The organism is Coriobacteriia bacterium, assembly GCA_034370385.1.
GTDB lineage: Bacteria > Actinomycetota > Coriobacteriia > Anaerosomatales > PHET01 > JAXMKZ01.
Genome location: JAXMKZ010000019.1, coordinates 75,392 through 88,900, shown reverse-complemented (window position 1 = coordinate 88,900; position 13,509 = coordinate 75,392). Strand labels below are relative to the sequence as shown.

The 13,509-nt window shown below is 66.8% G+C and carries 15 protein-coding genes and 1 tRNA gene; 3 read left to right on the top strand and 13 right to left on the bottom strand.

Going from position 1 to position 13,509, the window contains the following annotated elements; translation table 11 throughout:
* The first annotated feature begins 158 nt into the window (after nt 1-158).
* Complete coding sequence (locus tag U1E26_04715) at nt 159-503, top strand: hypothetical protein (GenBank protein ID MDZ4168944.1); 345 nt, start codon at nt 159-161, stop codon at nt 501-503.
* Between the two features lie 307 nt (nt 504-810).
* On the opposite strand, the gene U1E26_04710 is transcribed toward U1E26_04715, so the two are convergent.
* From U1E26_04710 to U1E26_04670, 9 genes are all read right to left on the bottom strand, one after another.
* A tRNA-Thr gene (locus tag U1E26_04710) sits at nt 811-886 on the bottom strand.
* A gap of 18 nt (nt 887-904) precedes the next feature.
* The gene (locus tag U1E26_04705; GenBank protein ID MDZ4168943.1) at nt 905-2,125 is read right to left on the bottom strand and encodes a stage 0 sporulation family protein; all 1,221 of its coding nucleotides are present in this window, start codon (nt 2,123-2,125) and stop codon (nt 905-907) included.
* Nucleotides 2,113-3,237 carry a DNA polymerase III subunit delta' gene (holB, locus tag U1E26_04700; GenBank protein ID MDZ4168942.1) on the bottom strand — a complete coding sequence of 375 codons (1,125 nt, stop codon included), beginning with the start codon at nt 3,235-3,237 and terminating at the stop codon, nt 2,113-2,115. The genes U1E26_04705 and holB overlap by 13 nt, the downstream gene beginning before the upstream one ends.
* Nucleotides 3,234-3,878 carry a dTMP kinase gene (gene tmk / locus U1E26_04695; GenBank protein ID MDZ4168941.1) on the bottom strand — a complete coding sequence of 215 codons (645 nt, stop codon included), beginning with the start codon at nt 3,876-3,878 and terminating at the stop codon, nt 3,234-3,236. Before tmk ends, holB begins: the two co-directional genes overlap by 4 nt.
* A complete protein-coding gene (locus U1E26_04690; protein MDZ4168940.1) occupies nt 3,875-4,441 on the bottom strand; it encodes a fumarate hydratase C-terminal domain-containing protein in 567 nt (188 codons plus the stop codon). Before U1E26_04690 ends, tmk begins: the two co-directional genes overlap by 4 nt.
* Nucleotides 4,438-5,898: an MFS transporter gene (locus U1E26_04685; protein MDZ4168939.1), complete on the bottom strand. Its 1,461-nt coding sequence runs from the start codon at nt 5,896-5,898 to the stop codon at nt 4,438-4,440. The genes U1E26_04690 and U1E26_04685 overlap by 4 nt, the downstream gene beginning before the upstream one ends.
* Nucleotides 5,895-6,737, bottom strand: a complete 843-nt coding sequence (locus U1E26_04680; GenBank protein ID MDZ4168938.1) for a fumarate hydratase — start codon at nt 6,735-6,737, stop codon at nt 5,895-5,897. The genes U1E26_04685 and U1E26_04680 overlap by 4 nt, the downstream gene beginning before the upstream one ends.
* A gap of 1 nt (nt 6,738) precedes the next feature.
* Entirely contained in the window at nt 6,739-7,674 is a 936-nt protein-coding gene (gene mdh / locus U1E26_04675; GenBank protein MDZ4168937.1) for a malate dehydrogenase, read from the bottom strand.
* 96 nt (nt 7,675-7,770) lie between these two features.
* The gene (locus U1E26_04670) at nt 7,771-8,460 is read right to left on the bottom strand and encodes a hypothetical protein (protein ID MDZ4168936.1); all 690 of its coding nucleotides are present in this window, start codon (nt 8,458-8,460) and stop codon (nt 7,771-7,773) included.
* 206 nt (nt 8,461-8,666) lie between these two features.
* Here U1E26_04670 and U1E26_04665 point away from each other — a divergent pair, with 206 nt between their 5' ends.
* Together U1E26_04665 and U1E26_04660 are read left to right on the top strand one after the other, a co-directional pair.
* The gene (locus U1E26_04665) at nt 8,667-8,957 is read left to right on the top strand and encodes a type II toxin-antitoxin system RelE/ParE family toxin (protein MDZ4168935.1); all 291 of its coding nucleotides are present in this window, start codon (nt 8,667-8,669) and stop codon (nt 8,955-8,957) included.
* Between the two features lie 11 nt (nt 8,958-8,968).
* Nucleotides 8,969-9,253 carry an addiction module antidote protein gene (locus tag U1E26_04660; GenBank protein MDZ4168934.1) on the top strand — a complete coding sequence of 95 codons (285 nt, stop codon included), beginning with the start codon at nt 8,969-8,971 and terminating at the stop codon, nt 9,251-9,253.
* Nucleotides 9,254-9,260: 7 nt separating this feature from the next.
* On the opposite strand, the gene U1E26_04655 is transcribed toward U1E26_04660, so the two are convergent.
* From U1E26_04655 to hypA, 4 genes are all read right to left on the bottom strand, one after another.
* Nucleotides 9,261-11,735, bottom strand: a complete 2,475-nt coding sequence (locus U1E26_04655) for a DNA topoisomerase I (GenBank protein MDZ4168933.1) — start codon at nt 11,733-11,735, stop codon at nt 9,261-9,263.
* Nucleotides 11,736-11,880: 145 nt separating this feature from the next.
* The gene (locus tag U1E26_04650) at nt 11,881-12,435 is read right to left on the bottom strand and encodes an HDIG domain-containing protein (GenBank protein ID MDZ4168932.1); all 555 of its coding nucleotides are present in this window, start codon (nt 12,433-12,435) and stop codon (nt 11,881-11,883) included.
* Nucleotides 12,432-13,112, bottom strand: coding sequence for a hydrogenase nickel incorporation protein HypB (gene hypB / locus U1E26_04645; GenBank protein MDZ4168931.1), 681 nt, complete (start codon nt 13,110-13,112; stop codon nt 12,432-12,434). The genes U1E26_04650 and hypB overlap by 4 nt, the downstream gene beginning before the upstream one ends.
* 11 nt (nt 13,113-13,123) lie before the next feature.
* Nucleotides 13,124-13,498 (bottom strand): hydrogenase maturation nickel metallochaperone HypA, encoded by a 375-nt coding sequence (gene hypA / locus U1E26_04640; GenBank protein ID MDZ4168930.1) that lies wholly within the window; start codon nt 13,496-13,498, stop codon nt 13,124-13,126.
* Nucleotides 13,499-13,509: the final 11 nt, after the last annotated feature.

Sequence of the window (13,509 nt, the reverse complement as noted above, 5' to 3'; positions counted from 1 at the left end):
TGTCCTCGTTATGTGACATATACATGTTCCGCAACACGCACCCAGTGGCACAAGAAATGTGATCAAGAGTGCCCAGCCACACGGTGTGGCTCTGGTGGCAGGGACTCAATGGTAGCACTGCAACACCTTGGGTTGGACCATCGCAAGAATCTGGAGCGGTGCTCGACGGCTACCTCGAAGGGGTCGTGCCGGTGGAGGCGTACCGTGCCAAGAGCGACCAGATCGCCGAGCAGCGCCGAGCTTTCGAACGGCGGCTCAATGCGCTTTCGTGTGGCACCAAAGACAAGACGGCGCAGGTGGAGCGCTTGGCAAAGACCGCCGCTGGTGCCCGACTAGCCTTCGCCGGTGCGGATACCCAAGGCAAGCGGCGCATCCTCGACGGCGTACTTTTGAACGCCTCGCTCCAAGACGGTCACATAGGGTCCTACCAGCTAAAACACCCCTTCGAGTTCCTCCGAAAAGGACCCGAAGGGGCGTTTCGTTGTGAATGGTGGGCGATGTAGGATTTGAACCTACGACTTCAGTGCGAAGGATGCTGTGTCAGAAACCCGGAAGGCCCCCAAAGCAATGCGCCTAGTAACGCTTGCGCGACCCGCGGAATCCAACTTCCGGGAAGCCCAGCGCTGCCAAGGCATTCTTCGTGAGTCTCGCAGATTGCCTGAGCCGCGACCATTGCCCGCCCCAGCGCGATGCCAAATGCACAAAGCGCCTTGTTCGGAGCTGGCGGCCCAATGCGTCGCGTCAACCAGGCGCATCCGAACTTCGCCACCCCAAACAAAGGCGAGGACCGAAGTCCTCGCGTGTAGTTCGTGGAGCCGACGAGCGGATTCGAACCGCTGACCTGCGCATTACGAGTGCGCTGCTCTACCAGCTGAGCTACGTCGGCCTGATAACACCTGTCAACCTACGAGGCGCCTTCTGCCCCGCCACCGCCACCGCCGCCAGACGGCCTGCGCCTGCGACGCCTGCGACTGCTGCGCGTCGGCTTGTCGCCGCCCTCAGCACCGCCCTGAGCGTCACTCTGGCCGCCGCCCTCGCCCGTGGGCTGAGACGGTGCCGGCTTCGCCTGCTCGCGGGGTGCTCGCTTCGCAGCCTGCTTGGGCTGCTCGCCTTGTGATCCGCTCGCCTGCTCACTCCCGCCGCCACCCGACGACTTGCGTCGCCTCCGCTTGCGACCCGACGACTCTCTCGCCGGCTCGTCCTTGGCCGCTACGGGTTCCGCAGCGGGCGGCTTAGCAGCGGCCGCGGCTTCCGCCACCAGCGCGGGCAACGTGCCCGCCGAGGCCTCTTCCAGCGACTCGCGAGTGACCGAACACGGGCACCCGCTTCCCTTGGCACACTCCATCTCCGAAAGCGCGATGGTAACCGAAGTGCCGTCCTCCATGCGAATCCGGACCTTCTCGCGAAGCGTGTTGAGCTCGTCGACCTTGGCCAGACCCACAGGGGTCTCAATGATCGCGCCCTTCTTGGGAGCACGACCCTTGAAGTCCTTGTACGCGTCGTACTCGTAGCGCAGACAGCACATGAGTCTGCCGCACAGACCACTGATTTTCAAGGGGTTAAGCGGCAGATCTTGCTCCTTCGCCATCCGGATCGAGACCGGCTGGAAATCGCCCCCGAAGCGCACGCAACACAGCATCTGCCCGCAGTGCCCGACGCCACCGACCGCACGCGCTTCATCGCGCACTCCCACCTGGCGCATGTCGATGCGTGCATGGAACCGGTTCGCAAGCTCCTTGACCAGATCGCGAAAGTCGATTCGCTCCTCGGCCGAGAAGTAGAAGACGATCTTGTCGCCGCCGAACGAGTACTCCACGTCCACCGGCTTCATGTCGAGCCGACGTTCCTCCACCATCTCGCGGAAGACCTTGAGCGCCTCGGCCTCGCGCTCGTGGTTCTGCGCCGCCACAGCCAGATCGCTCTGGTCGGCGACGCGCGCCATGGGCTTGAGCGCCGCAGGCAGCGCCGAGCGCTCCACGTCATGCGGCGGCTGGACGACCGTTCCAAGTTCAGTTCCACGCTCAGTCTCGACCACGACGACGTCGCCCTCAGCCGGAGTTGCACCGGCGGGGTCGAACCAGAGCGTCTTGGAGAAACGGAGTCGGACTCCGACTACCGTGGGCATTTGAGTACCTCTCGAATATCGAACAGCATGGCCTCGACGGCCAGCTGGGGGCTCACATTATACGAGATTCGGCGCCGGGCCACGTTGACGGCCGAAAGTGCCCGGGTCGCGGCCGCCGGCGAGACCACGTCAGCCACCTCCACCATAGCATCGGATGCATCAGCGTTGACGACCAGATCGGGCAGATCGATGGAGAGGACGAGGCAGTCGCGTATCCACGCTTCCGCTACGTTCAGGACCTCCCCGACCCCCTCTCGCTCGCGCGACGTGAGCTCGCGCTTGTGCCGCTCTTCAAGCGATTTCAGTGCCCCGCGCCCGGCGAACTCCGCCCGCTCCTGAAGCTCGTCGGCGTGAACCGCCTTGACCTCCTCAAGCGGCGCCTTCACGGCAGCAAGGAGCGTCTTGACCGCCCCCAGCACGTCGAGGTCGTCCATGACCGACAGGTCCTTGAGGGTTGCCAGGATCGTCCCACGGGCCAGCTGCCGTGCGGGGCTTGCGAGAAAGTCGCGGGCGCGCGCCACGACCCCGCCCGCAGCGGCGAGCGCAGCGGCCGCCTCGTGCGCGTCAGCGCCGGTCTTGGCCTGCAGCACCGAGATGGCCTCGGAGGGCGCCAGGCGCCGAAACCGCACCACCTGACAGCGCGAGGCGATGGTGGGAAGCACGGCCTCGAGCGTATGCGCCATGAGCACGATCACCGTATCGGCGGGCGGCTCTTCGAGCGTCTTGAGCAGCGCGTTGCCGGAGCTGTCGTTGAACAGGTCAGCGCTCTCGACAAGATAGACCTTGCGCGAGCCGTCGATGGGCGCCAGCTGGACGTCTCTGACCAGATCGCGCGTCTGCTCGACCACGAACCCCTTCGCCCCTTCGGGCTCGATCAGGTGCACGTCCGGATGCGACCCGCGCCTCACGCGGCTACATGCCGAGCAGTTGCCGCACCCACCGTCGTCGCACAGCAGTGCGCAGGCAAACGCCTTGGCGGCGCTCTTCTTGCCCACGCCGGGAGGGCCGACGAACAGGTACGCGTGACTGACGCGTCCGCTTTCCACCGCGTTTCTCAAGAAGCGCGCCGCGCGAGGCTGCCCGACCAGGTCGTCCCAGACCGTGCGCGTCATGAGCTCTCACCCAGCGCCACGCGCACTGCGGGCACGTCCCGAAGCGCTGCTGCGATACGCGCGGCCACGTCCTCGATCGTCCCGCTGGCGTCGATGACCCGGACGCGCTGCGGCTCAGCGGCCGCAATCGCCAGGAAGCCCTCGCGCACCCGCTTGTGGAACTCGATGTCCTCGCGCTCGAGCCGATCGGCTCCGTGCGCGGTGGCCCGCGCGAGTCCGGCGGCCGGATCGATGTCGAGCACGATGGTGCGGTCCGGAGACAGCCCGCCTGTGGCCGTGGCGTGGAGCTCGCGCACCTCGGCCAGATCCAGCCCGCGTGCGTAGCCCTGATAGGCCGTGGTGGAGTCGAAGAAGCGATCGCAGATGACGACCTCGCCCGCTTCAAGCGCGGGACGAATCACCTCGGCCACGAGCTGTGCGCGTGCGGCCTCGTACAGCAGCAGCTCAGCGCGCGCGCTGAGGCCGTCGTGGTCCGGGTCCAGCAGTATCCGGCGAATGGCCTCTCCCGCCGCTGTGCCGCCCGGCTCGCGGAGCAACCGCACGACGACGCCGGCTGACTGAAGCCGCCGGGCCAGCGCCGCGATCTGCGTGGACTTGCCGGTGCCCTCGCCGCCCTCGAAGGTGATGAAGACGCCGCTCACCGGGGCACCTGCGCACGCCAGTCGGCGGGCGCCTGTGCGTACAGGTCTCCGCCGCGCGTGTCGAGCGCCACGAACGCTGGAAGCCCGACAAGGCGCATCCGCACGAGCGCCTCGGTGCCCAGTTCGGCGTAGGCGACCGGCTCGACGTCGTCCACATGGGTCGCCAGCAGCGCCGCGGCACCCCCGACTGCGGCGAAGTAGACGCCGCCCGTCGCGACACACGCGTCGCGCACGGCACCGGAGCGCGCTCCCTTACCGATGGTGGCGACGATGCCCGCCCCCATGAGCGCCGGCGTGGCCGCATCCATGCGCTTGGCGGTGGTCGGACCAACGGCACCGACCGGCCTGCCTGCGGCCGCCGGCGTAGGACCCGCATAGAAGAGCGTCTGCCCGGCCAGCCCGAAGGGCAGCTCCCCCGAGGCCTCGAGTTCGGCCAGCAAGCGCGCATGAGTGGCATCCCGCGCCGTATAGACGTCGCCGAACAGCGCCACCTCCTCGCCGACGCTGAGGGCCGCCAGCGCCTCACGCGAGGCCGGCAGATCGATACGCTTCGCGGTCCTCACGTCGCCACCTCCTCGCACGGCTCGCCCTCGTCATCGCACTCCTGCCAACGCAGCGCGGTGAAGCCATAGACCGCGGCGCCCAGCACTATCGTCGCCGACAGCATCAGCGTGATGCGCGGGCCGGTCAGCGCCAGCATATCGGGCGCCAGTCCGTTCGCCTCGACAAACGCCAAGACGTAGCCGCCGATGATGTCGTTCAGGGGCGCCATGACCACCATCGACAGCAGCAGCGCCACACGCACCACGCTCTCAAGCGCGGTGAAGACCCGTCCGCGGATCTCATCGGAGGTCGTCTGGACCACGTAGCTGTTGCCCGCCACGGTGAGCGTCGCGATACACGCGCCCGCCCCCATCGCGAAGAGCCCGGCCAACCCGTACACCGGCACACTGGCAAACCCGAGCATCGCCAGGCCGAATCCGGCCACACTACCGGCGAACAGCACCTGCAGCGAGAGAGCGCGCTCGAGCCGGGGCACGATCAGCGCACCCACCACCATGCCGGCCGCCATGAACACGAGCATGAACGTCTGCGGGCTGCCAGAGAGCTGTTGGAGCCACGCGAGCCCCTCGGCGAAGACCGGCCCGCTCACAAGCGTCTTCACATAGTCGAGCCCTACCGGGATGATGGCGCCGCCGCCCAGAATCGCGAAGAAGAGGGTGACGAGCAGCCCCTTCAGTTCGCGATGGTCGCGCAGAAACGTGTACGACTCCCTGACGTCGCGGCCCAGAAGCGACAGGCGAAACGCCTCCTTGCTGCCGGGCGGCCTGGCGTCAACGCGGATGCTTGAGATGATGAGCGCCGAGATCGAGAAGGTCATGAAGTCGAGGAAGAAGCCGGCACGAGGACCGAGCAGTGCCGGTGAGGCGAGCCCGACGAGGTAGTCGACCACCGGCATGTCGGCGGCGATCACCGTGCGCACGACCGCCTCGAAGCCGGCCAGTATCGCGCCCGATGCCGTGAGCCCGATCAGCATCGACGCCTGCTGGGTCGTGTACATCACGCCGTTCGCGACGGTGACGTCACCCTCCTCGACCAGGTACGGGATGAGCGCGTTGCGGGCCGGCCAGAAGAAGAGCGACGCCGTCTCCATGAGGAGCACGATCGCGTAGATGGCGAAGAGCGAGTTCGTCGACAGCAGCACCAAGACGAGCAGCGCACGCACGACATCGGCCACGATCATCGTCTTGCGCCGGTCGAACCGGTCCACGAGCGCCCCGGTCACGCCCGACAGCACCAGTGCCGGGATGATCTTGGCGATGAGGATGCCTGCCACAGCGAACGAGGAGCCGCCTGAGAGCGCGCTGACCATCGGGATGAGCAGGCCGATCACGAGCCAGTCGCCGATGCCCGAGACGAGCTGCGCGGTCCACAGCCTACGGAAGCGCGGGTCCCTCAGGAGGCGACCGAATGCGCCTTTACCCGGTTGCCCCGCCGATGCCTTCGCGGTCTCGGTCACGAGTCAAGCACCACCGTCGCGCTGCGAATGGCACAACACCCCATGTTGACCGCAACGGGCAGCGCGGCGATGTGACACGGTGCCGTGGCAACGTGCACGGCCAGCGCGGTCGTGTCGCCGCCGAGCCCTGCCGGGCCAATGCCGGTGGCGTTGATGGCCTGCAGCAGCTTGGCCTCAAAGGCCGCCGCGCGCGGATCGTCCGGGGGCGTCCCGATCGGTCGCAGAAGCGCCTTCTTCGCGAGGCTGCCGACCTTGTCGAAGGTTGCCCCGACGCCCACGCCCACGAGCAGCGGTGGGCATGCGCCCGTCGCCTTGGCCGTCACGGTCTCGAGCACCACGCGCTCGACGCCGTCCATGCCCTCGTCGGGCGTGAGCATCTCGATGCGGCTCGCGTTGTCGGAGCCGCCTCCCTTGAGCATCACATGGACCGTCGTGCCGCTGCCGGCGCGCCACGCCACCTCGACGAACGCAGGCGTGTTGTCGCCCGTGTTCTGACGGTCGAAGAGCGCGTCACGCACGAGCGACATGCGCAGCGATGCATCGTGGTAGGCCGCAGCGACGGCCCGGTCGATCTCGTGCTGCACGTCGCCGGTGAGCGACTCGTCCTCGCCCAGCTCGATACGCACCCAGACGCTGCCCGTGTCCTGGCACACCGGCACCCGATCCGCCGTCGCGACCCGGGCGTTGTCCAGCAGCTGACCGAGCACCACTCGACCGCGCGGCGAGCGCTCCGCGTCCCGTGCGGTGGCCAGCGCCGCCATAGCGTCGGGGCGCAGGTCGCACGCGGCAGAGGCGATCGCCTCACGCACCGCCTCAGCTATATGCGCGGCATCCGCCACGTCACGCCCTCAGACCGAGGGCGTCAACGGCCGCGGCGACGGTGGCCGCCGACTCCTGCAGCGCGGTCAGCTCGGCCGCGTGCAACGGCAGCTCGGGCACTCCCTGGACGCCGCCCGCACCTAGGCGTGCAGGCACGCTCAGGTAGACGTCGTCGATGCCGTACTCGCCGGTGAGCATCACGCAGCTGGGGAGCAGGGCGCCCGAGTCGCCGAGGATCGCATCGACCATCGCGGCGATCGAGCCCGCCGGCGCGTAGTAGGCGGATCCGGTCTTGAGCAGGGCGACCACCTCTGCACCACCAAAGACGGTGCGCTCGACCAGCGCGTCGACCTCGTGTGCGTGGAACAGCTCGGTGATCGGCACCCCGTTGATGGTGGTGAAGCGCGGCATCGGGACCATCGCGTCGCCGTGCGCACCCATGGCGAGCGCATCGATCTCATCGATCGGCGCTCCCGTGTGATCGGCAACGGCGTAAGCGAAGCGGGCGGAGTCGAGAACGCCCCCCATCCCCAGCACGCGCTCGTAGGGCAGTCCGGACTCGCGCCACGCCAGGTACGTCATGATGTCGAGCGGGTTCGTGACGCACACGAAGACCGCGTCGGGCGACGCCTCGACCGCCTGAACGATCACGCTGCGCATGATGTCGCTGTTGGCCGCGAGCAGGTCGTCGCGCGTCATGCCCGGCTTGCGCGGCAGCCCTGCGGTGATGACGACCACATCGCTTCCAGCGGTGTCGTCGTAGTCGTTGGTGCCCTTGATCGACGGAGCGAACCGCTCGACCGAGCGCAGGTGCATCAGGTCGAGAGCCTTGCCCTGCGGCAGCCCTTCCGCCACATCGATCATGACGACATCAGCGGTTTCGTGCAGCAGGAGCAGTTGCGCCGCCGTCGCGCCGACCTGCCCGGCTCCTACCACCGTGACCTTGGGAAATGACATCGATACCCCTCTTTCGCATGCGCGGGACACCCGTGTACCGCGCGCGTCTACAGCATGCGGATTCTAACATGCGCCCCGGGCGTGAACGCGCGCGGTTCAGCGCCTGAGCGAACCATCCGAGAGGTCTGCCAGGTAGCCGACCTCGGGCTTGCGGCCGGCGTGATGAGCGAGGCGTTGCGCCAAGATGACCGGCACCTCAGGAAGCGGCTCGCGCGGCTCAGGAGGCAGCACCGGCACCGGAACGTCGGCCACAAGCAGGTCTTCCTCGCCGATGGCCTCCGCCACGACGTCGCCCAGATGGATGATGGCACTGCCGCCGTGCCCCGGCTCCCCCGGCTCGGCACCCACGCACTCGGCGACGATCACCAACCCGCACACGGCATCCGACAGCGCGATGGCCACCTCCAGCGCGGCCTCGGCCTGAAGCTCGCTCTCAGAGCCCGGGGACAGAATCAGCGCATCGGGCTCCCACTCGAGTGCGCGCGCCCACAGCGCCGGGTCGAAACAGGCATCGCCGGCGATGCTCAGGACGCGGCCCAAAGACTCGGCACGCGGTACGAGCTCGCACCCCTCGGGCCACACGCCCGGCGTCGCCCACACACACGACGGGCCGCTACCAGGGGCCGCCGCGAGCGCTTCCAGCACGTCAGGTGGCCATCCCGGGACTGCAGGCACGACCACGAGCTCAGCCCCGCTTGCGGCAGCCGCATCCATCGCGGCCCTCAGCGCATCACCGCGAACGGCCGGGTCCTCGAGCAGCTGATGCTGAATGACGGCGATTCGCATAGCGGCCTCCTGATCGGGGTCTCGCCAAGTACTTCCCCGAGAGCAGCGGTTCGCTCACGGGGAGCGCGGCGAAGGTCGTAGGGCTTGAGCTGCGCGCCGCGCGGCTTCCCGATTGCGCCAGCGTTCGGCGCGTCAGCAGAAGCCCCTGTTGGCCCGAATAACTACACCCGCTTGCCGTGGCGTATCTTTGGGGATACAATTGCGGTATGTACCAGATTCGGGAGACTGACGTATTCCAGAAGTGGTTCGAGTCGCTGCGTGACCTTAACGCGCAGTTTCGTGTCGCCTCTCGCATTCGACGGGTCTCACTGGGAAACCTCGGTGACGTCAAGTCGGTCGGAGAGGGCGTCCATGAGCTCAGGATCACCTATGGTGCAGGCTATCGCGTCTACTTCATCCAGCACGGCGACACCGTGATCGTTTTGCTGGCGGGCGGCGACAAGTCGACCCAGAAGCGGGACATTGAACGTGCGAAGGAACTCGCTCGCGAACTGTGAGGAGGACGGCAATGGCCAAGACTAAGACCCATCCTTGGGATGTGACCCGCTACCTCGACTCTGATGAGGCGATGGCTGCATACCTCGACGCCGCGCTCGAAGAGGACGATCCGGCGCTTCTCGCCGCTGCCCTTGGAGACATCGCGCGTGCCAAGGGGATGACGCAGATTGCACGGGAGACAGGGCTAGGACGGGAAAGTCTGTACAAAGCTCTGTCCGCTGAGGGAAATCCCGAGTTCGGCACGGTGCAGAAGGTCGTGCGGTCCCTCGGACTCAAGCTCCACGTATCGGCCTAGGATCGCATCAAGCCTTGCCACCGCTCTTCCGAGGCGCCTTTCCACGAGCGGGCTTCTTCTTCGCCTTGTCGGCATCCTTGGCGGGACACTCGGGGTCGACGCAGATGCGCCACGGCCCGCGCGCGGTCTGCACGACCACCACCGGCGCGCTGCACGCCTCACACCGCTCGCCAGTGGCCTGTATCTCGCCACGCCCCGGCAGCGGGTACGACGTCTTGCACTCCTCGTGATTCTTGCAGCGGGCGAAGCGCTTGAGCGTCTTGGGCGAGCGCTGGGCGATGATCCTGCCGTCGGCGCGCCCGTCTTGCTCGCACGTCTGGCAGGCACCGATGTCGACCGTCGGCTCGAAGTTGGTCGAGCAGTTGGGGTCAAGGCAGCGCACGAACGGCTTGCTGCGGAACTGGATCACCTTGATCTGCGGGCTTGAGCAGACTTCGCACAGCTCGGGAACCGCCTCGATCTTGCCCTGCGGCAGGGGGAAGGTCACGTCGCACTCCGGCCAACCGGAGCAGCCCACGAACTGGCCGCGGGTCTTGGCCGAACTCTTCACGAGCAGGTCATGACCGGACTTCGGACACACGCCCACCTTGGCGTCCGCGGCGGTCGCGTCCTTGAGCGCCTCGCCCACCTCGGTGGCTTTCGGAATCAGCTCATCCATCACGCGGGCGAGCAGCTCGCGCGAGTGCCCGACGACCGCCTCGCGCGTGACTCGACCGCTGGCGATGTCGTCCATCTCGGCTTCCAGCTCAGCGGTCATGTCCGGAGTGGTGATGCGCGGCGCGAATGCGGTGAGTGCATCGATGACCGCGCGCCCAAGGCACGTGGGCTCGACCGGGTCGTTCTCCGCGTAGCGCACCTCATAGAGCCGCTCGATGATCGCGTGGCGAGTGGCCTTCGTGCCAAGACCCCGCTTCTCCATCTCCTGAATGAGGCCGCCCTGGCTGAATCGCTTCGGAGGTTCGGTCTGCTTCTCCAGCTTCTCGGCGTCACGGAAGTCGACGGAGTCGCCTTGCGCGAGGACCGGCAGCTGCTCGTCCTTCTTCAGTCCGTACGGGTACACCGCTCGAAAGCCCGGCTCCACGAGGACGTCGCCCTTGACCACGAACTGCTCCCCGGCCACATCGATGCCGACCTTGGTGCCCTCGACGATCGCCGGACCCGACAGGGTGGCCAGGAAGCGCCTTGCCACGAGGTTATAGAGCTTGTACTCCTCCGGCTTCATCTTCTCGGAGTCGCCGGCACCGGTGGGGTGGATCGGCGGGTGGTCGGTGGTCTCCTTCTTGCCGCGCGTCGGCGAGATCGTCCCCGCAGCGATGCGCTTGGCGTGGGGCCGGAAGGTCGCAACCTCCTCAAGCGTGGCAAGGATCCCCTTGATGTCGAGCGAATCCGGGTAGACGGTGTTGTCCACACGCGGATAGCTGATGAGCCCGTTCATGTAGAGGGACTCGGCGATGCGCATGGTGCGCGCCGGCGTGATGCCCTCGGCGGCCGCAGCAGCCTGAAGCGCGGTGGTGTTGAACGGCGTCGGCGGCGCCACCTTACGACGCTGCTTCTCTGCGGAGACGACCGTGCCCGACGTGGCACCTTCGATGGCCGCCATCGCCTTGGTCGCGGGCTCCTCCACGGTGAAGTTGTTGCCCTCGTGCCCGCCACCGAACTCGTCAGCGCCTGAAGCGAAGCGCGCTTTGACCTGCCAGTACGTGGTCGGAACGAACGCCTCGCGCTCCAGTTCGCGCTCCACGATGAGTGCCAGCGTCGGGGTCTGAACGCGCCCTGCGGACTTCACGTTGCCGAAGCCTGAGTACTTCGCCATGGTGAGGTAGCGCGTGAGCACCGCACCCCAGACCAGGTCGATGTCCTGACGCGACTCCCCCGCCTGCGCGAGGCAGTCATCCACGTCGGTGATCTCGGCAAACGCCCGCTCGATCTCCTCAGAGGTGATGGCTGAGAAGCGCGCCCGGCGCACCGGGACGCTCTTGTTGACCGCACGCACCAGGTTCTGGGCGTCGGAGCCGATGAGCTCGCCCTCGCGGTCGAAGTCTGTCGCGATGACGACTTCGTCGGCCTTCTTGGCAAGCGACTTCAGTGCGCGGATGATCTCGCGCTCCGCCGGCGTCTTGCCGACGGGAGCCCACACGAGGAATGGCAGCGATGCAAGCTTCCACGTCTTCAGGTCGACCCCGTCAACGGTGAACGGCTTCTTCTTGGGCCACGGTGGCGTCGGCAGCGCTGCGGGGAGCTCGACGGTGGTGTCGTCACCCTCGGCCCATACGGCCTTCCAGCCGTCGCCGTGGACCAGCTGCAGCGGGAAGTCCACGCCCAGGATGTGACCCTTCAGGCCGATGGCGATCCAGTCCTCGCCGTCGCGCCGAAACGCGTACGTGGGCGTGTTGTAGACCTTGTCTGCCTTGGGTTTGCCGACGGCCAGAATCTCGGCGAGCTTCTTGGCGGCGATGTTCTTTTCGGTGACGACAAGCTTCACGGGGCAGAAACCTCCGACGTGTTGGGTGCCAGTGCCGAGCAGTATACACACGGCTGTCAATACATCTATATGCCGCACGGTTTTCTAAGGCGAGGTTTGGAGCACCCGAAGGCGCAGAACTGCAGGCTGCACCAGTCAGGTGCGCTCAGAGTCCAAGCGCCGCCGCGTCAGCCTGCATCGCAGCCAGTGACAGGGCGAGGAACTCGTCGCGATCCAACCCGAGCATCTCGTGTCCGGCCATCTGCTCTCGGTTGGCGCCGCGAGCGAAGGCCTTCTCCTTCCAGCGCTTCTTGAGCGCTGCGACCTCAACCGCGGCAAGCTTCTTCTCCGGCCTGATCAGCGCCGCCGCCACGATGAACCCGGTCGTTGGATCCGCGCACCACAGCGCGTGGTCCATCGGCGTCTCGCGCGGCGCCTTGTCTGCGTGCGCAAGAATGGCGTGGAGCATCTCGTCGTCGATCAGGCCCGCCAGTTCGTCCGCAGACACCAGGCCGTGGCGAGCGGGATCCTCGGCCGTCTCGGCATAGTCGAGGTCGTGCAGAAGCCCCGCTAGGCCCCAGCGCTCGACGTCAGCCGACGGCAGCCCGAGTCGCGTGGCCAGCGCGCGCATGATGAGCTCGGTCGCCACGCAGTGGCTCACGAGGTTTCGCTGCGGTATGCGCTCGACGACGAGCGCGTAGGCCTCCTCGCGCGAGATCATTTCGCTGCCTTGCCGGCGGCAGTGCGCACAACCTCGATACGCGCGGCGAGCCACTCGGCCCACTCCTGCACGCCGTCCCCTTTGGTGGCCGCGATGCGAAAGATCGGTGCCTGGGGATTCAGGGAGCGCACGACGCCTTCGAACTCGGCCTCATCGAAGTCGAAGAAGGACATCGTATCGACCTTGTTCAGGATCACGGCTTCAGAGATCTGGAAGATACCGGGGTACTTGTAGGGCTTGTCGTGCCCCTCGGGCACCGACAGGATCATCACCTTCGCGTGTTCGCCCAGATAGAACTCGGTCGGGCACACGAGGTTGCCGACGTTCTCGATGATGATCAGATCGAGCGAGTCGAGGTCGAGCGTGGACACCGCTCGCTGGATCATGTCGCTCTCGAGGTGGCATGCGCCACCGGTGTTGATCTGCACGGCGGGGATCCCGTGGGCTTTGACCTTCTCGGCGTCGACCTTGCTCGCGATGTCCCCTTCGATGACGGCGATTCCGTAGCGCTCGCGCAGCGCAGCGATGGTCGCAAGTATCGTCGAGGTCTTCCCCGCCCCCGGGGATGCCATGAGGTCGAGCACGAACACGCCCGCCTCGTCGAAGCGTGCGCGGTTCTGCGCGGCGAGCTTCTCGTTGCGGTCCAGGATGGGCTTGGAGAGATCGATAGTCGTCATGGGTCGTTCTCCTATGCGGTGCCAGAGGTGGTGTCGTCTGGCTCGTCAGCGGTCTCTATGGAGTCGACCTGCAGCTCCCGCCCGGTCAGAGGCGTCACGTTGAGCGAGTCGCACTCCGGGCACAGCATCTGGAACCGATCGTGCTCGTAGTCTATGCCGCACTCATTGCAGTGCGCGGTGGCGCCGACGTGGTTCACGACAAGTATCGCACCCTCGGCGATGGTGCCCGGGGTCAGGGCCTCGAAAGCAAACTGCAGCGCGAACTCGACGATCTCAGTGAGCTCGCCGACGCTCACCTTGATCTCGACGATTCGTGTGGCTCCGGCGTTCTCGGCCGCCTCGATCGACGCGTCCAAGATGCCTGCCGTGATTCCCATCTCATGCATGCGGGCGCCAG